The 6966-nt window shown below is 48.0% G+C and carries 7 protein-coding genes; 5 read left to right on the top strand and 2 right to left on the bottom strand.

Annotation, left to right across the window (positions count from 1 at the left end; genetic code table 11):
- Positions 1–207: 207 nt before the first annotated feature.
- Positions 208–2691 (bottom strand): WD40 repeat domain-containing protein, encoded by a 2484-nt coding sequence (locus RMO27_RS01595; RefSeq protein ID WP_309728469.1) that lies wholly within the window; start codon positions 2689–2691, stop codon positions 208–210.
- On the opposite strand from RMO27_RS01595, the gene RMO27_RS01590 reads away from it, so the two are divergent.
- The 4 genes from RMO27_RS01590 (at position 2671) to RMO27_RS01575 (ending at position 5331) form a co-directional block, all read left to right on the top strand.
- Entirely contained in the window at positions 2671–2976 is a 306-nt protein-coding gene (locus RMO27_RS01590; RefSeq protein WP_309728467.1) for a hypothetical protein, read from the top strand. The genes RMO27_RS01595 and RMO27_RS01590 overlap by 21 nt on opposite strands.
- A gap of 112 nt (positions 2977–3088) precedes the next feature.
- Positions 3089–4039, top strand: a complete 951-nt coding sequence (cysK, locus tag RMO27_RS01585; RefSeq protein ID WP_309728465.1) for a cysteine synthase A — start codon at positions 3089–3091, stop codon at positions 4037–4039.
- A 119-nt stretch (positions 4040–4158) separates the two neighbouring features.
- Positions 4159–4839 carry a DnaJ domain-containing protein gene (locus tag RMO27_RS01580; RefSeq protein WP_309728463.1) on the top strand — a complete coding sequence of 227 codons (681 nt, stop codon included), beginning with the start codon at positions 4159–4161 and terminating at the stop codon, positions 4837–4839.
- A 57-nt stretch (positions 4840–4896) separates the two neighbouring features.
- Positions 4897–5331 carry a VOC family protein gene (locus RMO27_RS01575; RefSeq protein WP_309728461.1) on the top strand — a complete coding sequence of 145 codons (435 nt, stop codon included), beginning with the start codon at positions 4897–4899 and terminating at the stop codon, positions 5329–5331.
- Here the strand turns inward: RMO27_RS01575 and RMO27_RS01570 are convergent.
- The gene (locus RMO27_RS01570; protein ID WP_309728458.1) at positions 5307–5927 is read right to left on the bottom strand and encodes a triacylglycerol lipase; all 621 of its coding nucleotides are present in this window, start codon (positions 5925–5927) and stop codon (positions 5307–5309) included. The genes RMO27_RS01575 and RMO27_RS01570 overlap by 25 nt on opposite strands.
- A gap of 222 nt (positions 5928–6149) precedes the next feature.
- Between RMO27_RS01570 and RMO27_RS01565 the strand changes: the two genes are divergently transcribed.
- Positions 6150–6647: a hypothetical protein gene (locus RMO27_RS01565; RefSeq protein WP_309728456.1), complete on the top strand. Its 498-nt coding sequence runs from the start codon at positions 6150–6152 to the stop codon at positions 6645–6647.
- Positions 6648–6966: the final 319 nt, after the last annotated feature.

The following is a 6966-nucleotide window of genomic DNA, read 5'->3' as shown; positions in this document are numbered from 1 at the left end:
GCAATTAAAATCAAGATCCCAATCAGAATCGGCGTTGCCAACCAGGGCGTCGTCCAACTGACTTGAACATACAGACTATAGAGCGAATTAATCGACCACAGTGTCAAACTGGCGATCGTCACTACACCAATCGCGATCGACCATAAACGGGGTAAACGCATACTCTAAATCATAGATCGCTACTAGCTATCCTAGCCGATCGTGACTTTAGGCAGCAGGAACTCGCCAGACTTGAACTTCGCCGTAGCTACCTGTGGCGATCGTCCGACTGTCGGCACTGATGGCCACCGAGAGGATGGCGCGATCGTGTGCTAGCAAGGTGTGGAGCAGTTTGCCATCGCTCAGATTCCAGATCTGCACCGATCGATCGTCACCACCGCTGACGATCGTTTGGCCGTCGGGGGAAATCGCCACACAACCGATCGGTTTAGAGTGCCCGACGAGGGTATTGAGCAAGTTTCCGGTTGCTACTTCCCAAATTTTGAGCGTACAATCGTGACTGGCACTGACTACCTTTGTCCCGTCCGGCGTAATCGCAATCCCACTAATCCGCCCGCCATGTCCAAGCAAGGTTCGCAGCAGCCGTCCCTCCTGGAGATGCCACAATCTGACCGTATAATCGCTGCTACCGCTAGCAATTAACTGGGTTTGGGTATGAGTAGCCACACAAGCTACATTTTGGAGATGACCCTGGCATTGATGAATTAATAGACCGTTCTGGGGCTGCCAAATCTTCAGCAGGGCATCGTTACCACCCGATACCAATCGTTGGCCATCACTGGTCAAAGCAATGGCATTGACAGCAGATTTATGGTCTAGTAGTTGGGGTAATTTGGTGCCGGTAGTGAGCTGCCACCATTGAATCGTCCCATCCAGACTCCCACTGACGATCGTTTCGGCGTCGGCACTGAGGGCAAGACTGTAGACCCAATGGCTATGGCCGAGTAAATTATGAATTAATTTACCATCCGAGATCCGCCAGACTTTGACGGCATCATCGACATGAGTGATATCGCCATGGCCGCTGACCAACCACTGACCATCGTTACTCAGTGCCAGCGCATAGACTTCGCTAAAGTAACCTGTCAGTTGGTGAACCAAGGCCAATTGATCGTAAGCAATTGCTTCGGTAGACATCGGTTCTAGCAAGCCGACTTCGAGAGCGGCTTGGGCGACCATGCCAGTAACTTCGGTATCAGCCCAATTTTGGGAAACGCCAAGTAGTTCTTGGGGTTTGAGAATGGTATGCGCCAACCGATTCCAGCTTGAAGCTGGAGTCGCAATCTGCTGACAGAGCATCGGTAGACAGCTAGCTGCTGGTACGACTTTTTCGATCGCTTGCAGCCGCTCGCGGGCGTCTCGAACAGAGAGCTGGACCGATTTACCGCTGGAAAAAGCCTTGAGAAATAATTTGACAAATTCTTGGGCAACTTGGTCTTGAACGGCTTCCCGCATCACAATCAAATTGGGAATTTGCAGATCGGCCAGTTCGTTCGCTAGCTCCAAGCCTTCACCACAATTGAGAATCAGTAATTTCAAACCCCGTTGCACGGCAGTCCGAATCCGATATTTAAACTCAGTAATCCCGATCGTGTCGTGATGATTGATATAAATCCGATTGTTGGGTAAGTAGCCTGAAATATAGCTACTAAAGAACATCACACTCCAAGACTTTTGAGTCAACAGGCTGACAAAGTCACCATGACTGGGCGCGACGACAAACTCAGAATCAGTGTAGGGCAGCGCGTTGAGGTACTCTTTACTGCGATCGATTTTAATTCCTTGGGCACTGGTTAATACCGACAGTACCGACACCTGTAATTCTTCTTCGATCGAGGGGTTGGTCGCAATGGTCGGAATCAGGGCAACGCTGACTTCGGCCTGGGGGTATCGATCGAGTAATGGTTGCCAGATCGCATTCCACGGCAGTTTGAGCAAGGTTTTGGAGCGGCTGCGGACGATCGCCTCGACTTCGACTTCTGGATCGAGGGTGGTCGCTAGGCGTTCGCGGATGGTTTGATAACCGGGGCAATCATACCATTGATGTAGATTGGCTTGGAGCATCGCGCCAGCGTCCAAACAGTCATTAATCCGCTCTGGGACTAAACTGACAGCTTTACTACTCATCAAGCGATGATTCTGGGGGTCGAGGCGGCGATAGCGAGACTGCCATTCTTGATATTGTGCCATCATCTGCGCCATATTGGGGAAGGTGACCACGGTTTGGGTCAGCAACTGGCGATTGGCCGCTAAGACGGTCAACTCGACTTGCAGCAACGAGCCAGACTGGGTTTCTTCCACTGCAAAGATCGCCTCTGTGCCCCACAATTTGGCTGTGGAAGTGCCACGACCGACCGGAGGATTGATAGTATTATCACCCGCAGCCCGATCGCCACTGGTTGCTGTCGATTGGTATGAGTACAGTGGCTCCATTTCCTGACAGAGGAAATTGGCAACGGTATAATAATTGGTACTGTGATTCAGTCTGATCACAATTCGGTAGAGCAAATATTTTAGCTCGACCACCGATGCGTGACGATCTCGCAACTGTTGGATGTAACTTTTGAATTTAACCGTACTCAGTTGTTGAGCTTCATTACTCCAATTATTGGTACAAGCACAAAACACCAGCTTTTTAATCCTGGCAATGTGATTACTTTGTTCTAGATTGTGTACGATCGCATCCAGCATCCCCGACTCCCAGTTAAAACTTCATTCTTTCGCTCTGGCGGCTGCCAGTGTCCATCAATCCCAACTCAAATTTATACCGATCTTCGCCATCTAGTTTTACCGCCAGGAAAGATAAAATGGATTAAATACATGTGTGGAATTTTGATGATTGGTGATAATTGTAGCTTGGATTCAAAACCCCAGTTTTTAGGTGGAGGGCATCAGTACGATCTGGCGGATCTACCCGATGGCTGGTCGATCGTCGCCGCAAGCTCTCTCGATCTCTATTATTCCCCAAATATTTAAGTTCCTTATCATTGTCACCTACTAAAAATCGATCGATTTCATCCCGATCTCCACCAGCCCAGATCGAGTCTCCTGCTGCCGCCCTATTTCCCTGCTCCCCTTCTTTATTTTTATGAAAATCGCTAACGATATTACAGAATTAGTCGGCCGTACTCCCTTGGTGAGACTCAATCGCATTCCGCAAGCTGAAGGCTGTGTCGCCGAAATCGTCGTCAAATTGGAAGGTATGAATCCAGCCGCATCGGTCAAGGATCGGATTGGGGTCAATATGATCGAGTCTGCCGAAAAAGAAGGCTTGATTACGCCTGGCAAAACTATTCTAGTCGAGCCGACTTCCGGCAATACTGGCATTGCCCTGGCAATGGTCGCCGCCGCCAAGGGGTATCAATTGATTATTGCGATGCCCGAAACCATGAGCCTCGAACGACGGGCATTATTAAAAGCTTATGGTGCTCAATTGGAACTCACGCCTGGTGTGGAAGGGATGAGCGGCTGCATCCGCCGCGCCCAAGAAATTGTCGATCAGACCCCCAATGCTTATATGTTGCAGCAATTTCGCAATCCTGCCAATCCCCAAATTCATCGATCGACTACAGCCGAAGAAATTTGGCGGGATACCGATGGTCGAGTCGATATTGTAGTTGCTGGCGTAGGCACAGGCGGCACGATTACAGGCATCGCCGAGACAATTAAACCCCGCAAACCAGGCTTTAAAGTCGTAGCAGTCGAACCAACCAATAGTCCCGTCCTCTCCGGCGGCAGACCAGGCCCGCACAAGATTCAAGGCATCGGCGCGGGCTTTGTACCGCAAGTCCTCAAAATTGAGATAATTGATGAAGTAATTACTGTAACCGATCGCCAAGCGATCGATTATGGCCGCCGACTCGCTCGCGAAGAAGGCTTATTATCGGGTATTTCTACTGGTGCAGCTCTGTATGCGGCGATCGAAGTCGGGCGACGTCCCGAAAATCAGGGTAAACTAATCGTCATGATTCAGCCAAGTTTCGGCGAACGCTATCTCAGTACGCCGCTATTTCAAGACCCAGAACCCACACAAGCTTAGAGGGGAAGAGGAAACGAGGGGACTTGGGGACGGGGAGACTAGGCGAAAAAGATATACCTGTCCTCTACCCTCTAAAACCTAAAGCCTAAAGCCTAAAACCTAAGACCCATCCAGTATCGATGTCAGAAACTCACTACCAAGTACTCCAAATATCTACCCACGCTACTGCTGATGAGATCAAACGGTCTTATCGGCGGTTGGCGAAAGAATTCCATCCCGATCTCAATGGTGGCAAAACTAATGCTGATCGAATCGTCAAGTTGAATGCTGCTTATGAAATCTTAGGCGACGATCGCAAGCGGCGAGAGTATGATTATCTATGTACGCCAGCCGTGGCCATTCCCCGCCAACAACAAGCTGGCGCGCAGATTCCCCGACGTCCGCACACAGTCGGGCGCGAACTGGATGAAGACCTCATCTTGTGGCTCAATCAAGTTTATCAGCCAATCAATCGCACGATCGGTTGGATTATCAAGCCGCTCAAAAACCAGATTTTTGAACTCTCTGCCGATCCCTTCGATGATGAATTGATGGGAAAATTTGAGACGTATGTGACTGAGTGTCAGCAACATTTACAGAAGATAGACAAGATCTTTCACTCGATGCCCAATCCTGCTTTAATTGCTGAGATTGCGGCCAATTTATATTACACCATTAACCAAGTTGCTGATGGGGTGAAAGAATTAAACTTTTACATCATGAATTATGATGAAAGCTATCTACATGATGGTGTGGAAATGTTCAAAATTGCTGCTCAATTACAAAAGGAAACTAACAAAAAAGTTAAAGCTTACAAATAAACTTTAAAACCGAGATAAAATCTTTTTCTCCCAACTCCCAACTCCCCGCTAATCATAATGAATGAATTCAAATTTCACCTAGCATTCCCGATCGAGAATATCCCCGACACCAAAAAGTTTTACGTCGATGGATTGGGTTGTACTGTGGGTAGAGAAACATTTAACTCGCTAATTCTCAACCTCTACGGACATCAATTAGTCGCTCACGTTGCCGATCGGCCTTTACCACCACAGCAGGGCATTTACCCGCGCCATTTTGGGATTGTCTTCCCGACTTTAGCTGATTGGCAAGGGTTGCTCGATCGCGCCCAATCCCAACAATTAAACTTTCATCAATCAGCCAAACATCGCTTTGTCGGCGCGATTACCGAACATCGGACGTTTTTTTTAGCCGATCCGTTTGCCAACTTATTAGAGTTTAAATACTATAGTCACGAGGAAGCGATTTTCGGTGCGAGAGATTTTACTCAAATCGGTGACTTGACTGGTTGAGCTAACGCAGTCGCGATCGCCTCTAATACTCGCCGATCTGCTACCATCAGCGGATGAGTCAAAACCGGAATCTTTTGTTCTGTACCGATCCCTAATTGCGAACTACTCGGTGGCAGGATAATTAGGTCGAATGGCGTCCACAGGGAAGTAAAATTCAACTCGTTCAAGAGATCGACATCCCGATTCAAATCCCGAATAAAATCGTGGTCGGGACGCATTTGGATACAACCGCACCGCATAGAAAAATTCGCCGCGATTGTGCCGCGATGGGGTGTCGAAATCGTCACAAATCGCTGCACCCGATCGATCCCGCTCAATCTTTGGATGTAATAACGCGTCACCAATCCGCCCATACTAAAACCCAGCAGATCGATCCGTTGGTGTGGTGCAAATGTCCGCTCGATTTTGGCAGCTACTTGTTGGGCCAGGATTTCCAGCCGCGTATCGCCATTATTAGCAGTCAGATCGATATCGGTGACTTGCCACCCCAGCCCGCGCAAATGAGCGGCAATTTTGCGCATTTTACGACTGGTATCCATCAGTCCGTGGACGAGCAATACGGGATTGCGGTGGTGAAGATGGCTAAGCTCTTTCATAGGTGGTGCTGCTGGGATGTCGAGCATGACAGGACTAAGATCGGTGGCAGTTTCAATTTTAGGCTGGTTAGTTGCGGAAGATCGATCGGCGCATGACAGTTTGGAAACTGGCTTTATCAAATCGATCGGTAAACTTTTGTTAAAGTTTGTAAGCTTATCTTGCGCTTACTAGCTGTCAAAATTGATAATTCAATTTATGTATTTTAAGAGAGATAAATTATCGTGTTTAAAAGATTTTTTGGTAAAAAAAATGATGGCTTCTACATCCAACTAGAAGACGAAGATGCAAAATCGACACCAGCAGCGAAATCTCCAGCTAAATCTGAGCCAGCCCCGACTGTCACCGCCACAAAAGCAGCCGAACCAGCCGTAGCGGTACCCGCTGCCACAGTGGATACCAATCCAGCAAAAGTTGATGCCAAATCAGCTAAAACTGAGAAAAAATCTGCCAAGAAAGCGGAAACGCCTAAAGTCGAAGCAGCACCAGCTCCAGTGGTAGCACCTGCGCCAGCTATTACCAACTTTGCAACTGACTATCTGATTAAACCCTCCTCAAATAGTGGCCGTCGTCGTCCTGGTGCAAACATGCGCCAATTTATGGATTTAGCGCGTCAGATCGAAAAACCAAAACCTTTTAAAGCAACTGCGGCAGAACGCAAGCCCAGCCCTGAAAAACCACCAGAGCCGAGTAGCAAAGAACCGATCGTCGTTAAAAATTGATAATGTTGTGACTAGGGCGGGATCTGAATCCTGTCCCCGCCATCCGTTCTCAGACAACATCGTGAGTGAATCCAGCGAAAATATCATACGATGAAATTAATGTAAGTTAATTTCATCGGATATTTGTAAATTGCGGTGCTATCGATCGAGAATATACCGAAAGAAAGACTCGATTAATTCGGGAGCATCCCAAAAATGTACTGAGTATAAATACTCAAAGACAGAAGGGCAAAAAAGTTAGAAAATAGGAGCCAACAAACACATCGCAAACTGAATAATGACACCACAAGAACGGCAAGAACTAGAAGCCCATCTGAAT

Source organism: Chamaesiphon sp. OTE_75_metabat_556 (assembly GCF_031378165.1).
Lineage (GTDB): Bacteria > Cyanobacteriota > Cyanobacteriia > Cyanobacteriales > Chamaesiphonaceae > Chamaesiphon.
Note: the sequence above shows the minus strand (reverse complement) of the source record. Positions and strands in the feature narration are given on the sequence as shown.

Excerpts from the sequence above, each read along its gene's own strand:
- RMO27_RS01580 (WP_309728463.1), top strand. The coding sequence starts at position 4,159 with ATGTCAGAAACTCACTACCAAGTACTCCAAATATCTACCCACGCTACT.
- RMO27_RS01595 (WP_309728469.1), bottom strand. The coding sequence starts at position 2,691 with ATGCTGGATGCGATCGTACACAATCTAGAACAAAGTAATCACATTGCC.
- RMO27_RS01575 (WP_309728461.1), top strand. The coding sequence starts at position 4,897 with ATGAATGAATTCAAATTTCACCTAGCATTCCCGATCGAGAATATCCCC.
- RMO27_RS01570 (WP_309728458.1), bottom strand. The coding sequence starts at position 5,927 with ATGAAAGAGCTTAGCCATCTTCACCACCGCAATCCCGTATTGCTCGTC.
- cysK (WP_309728465.1), top strand. The coding sequence starts at position 3,089 with ATGAAAATCGCTAACGATATTACAGAATTAGTCGGCCGTACTCCCTTG.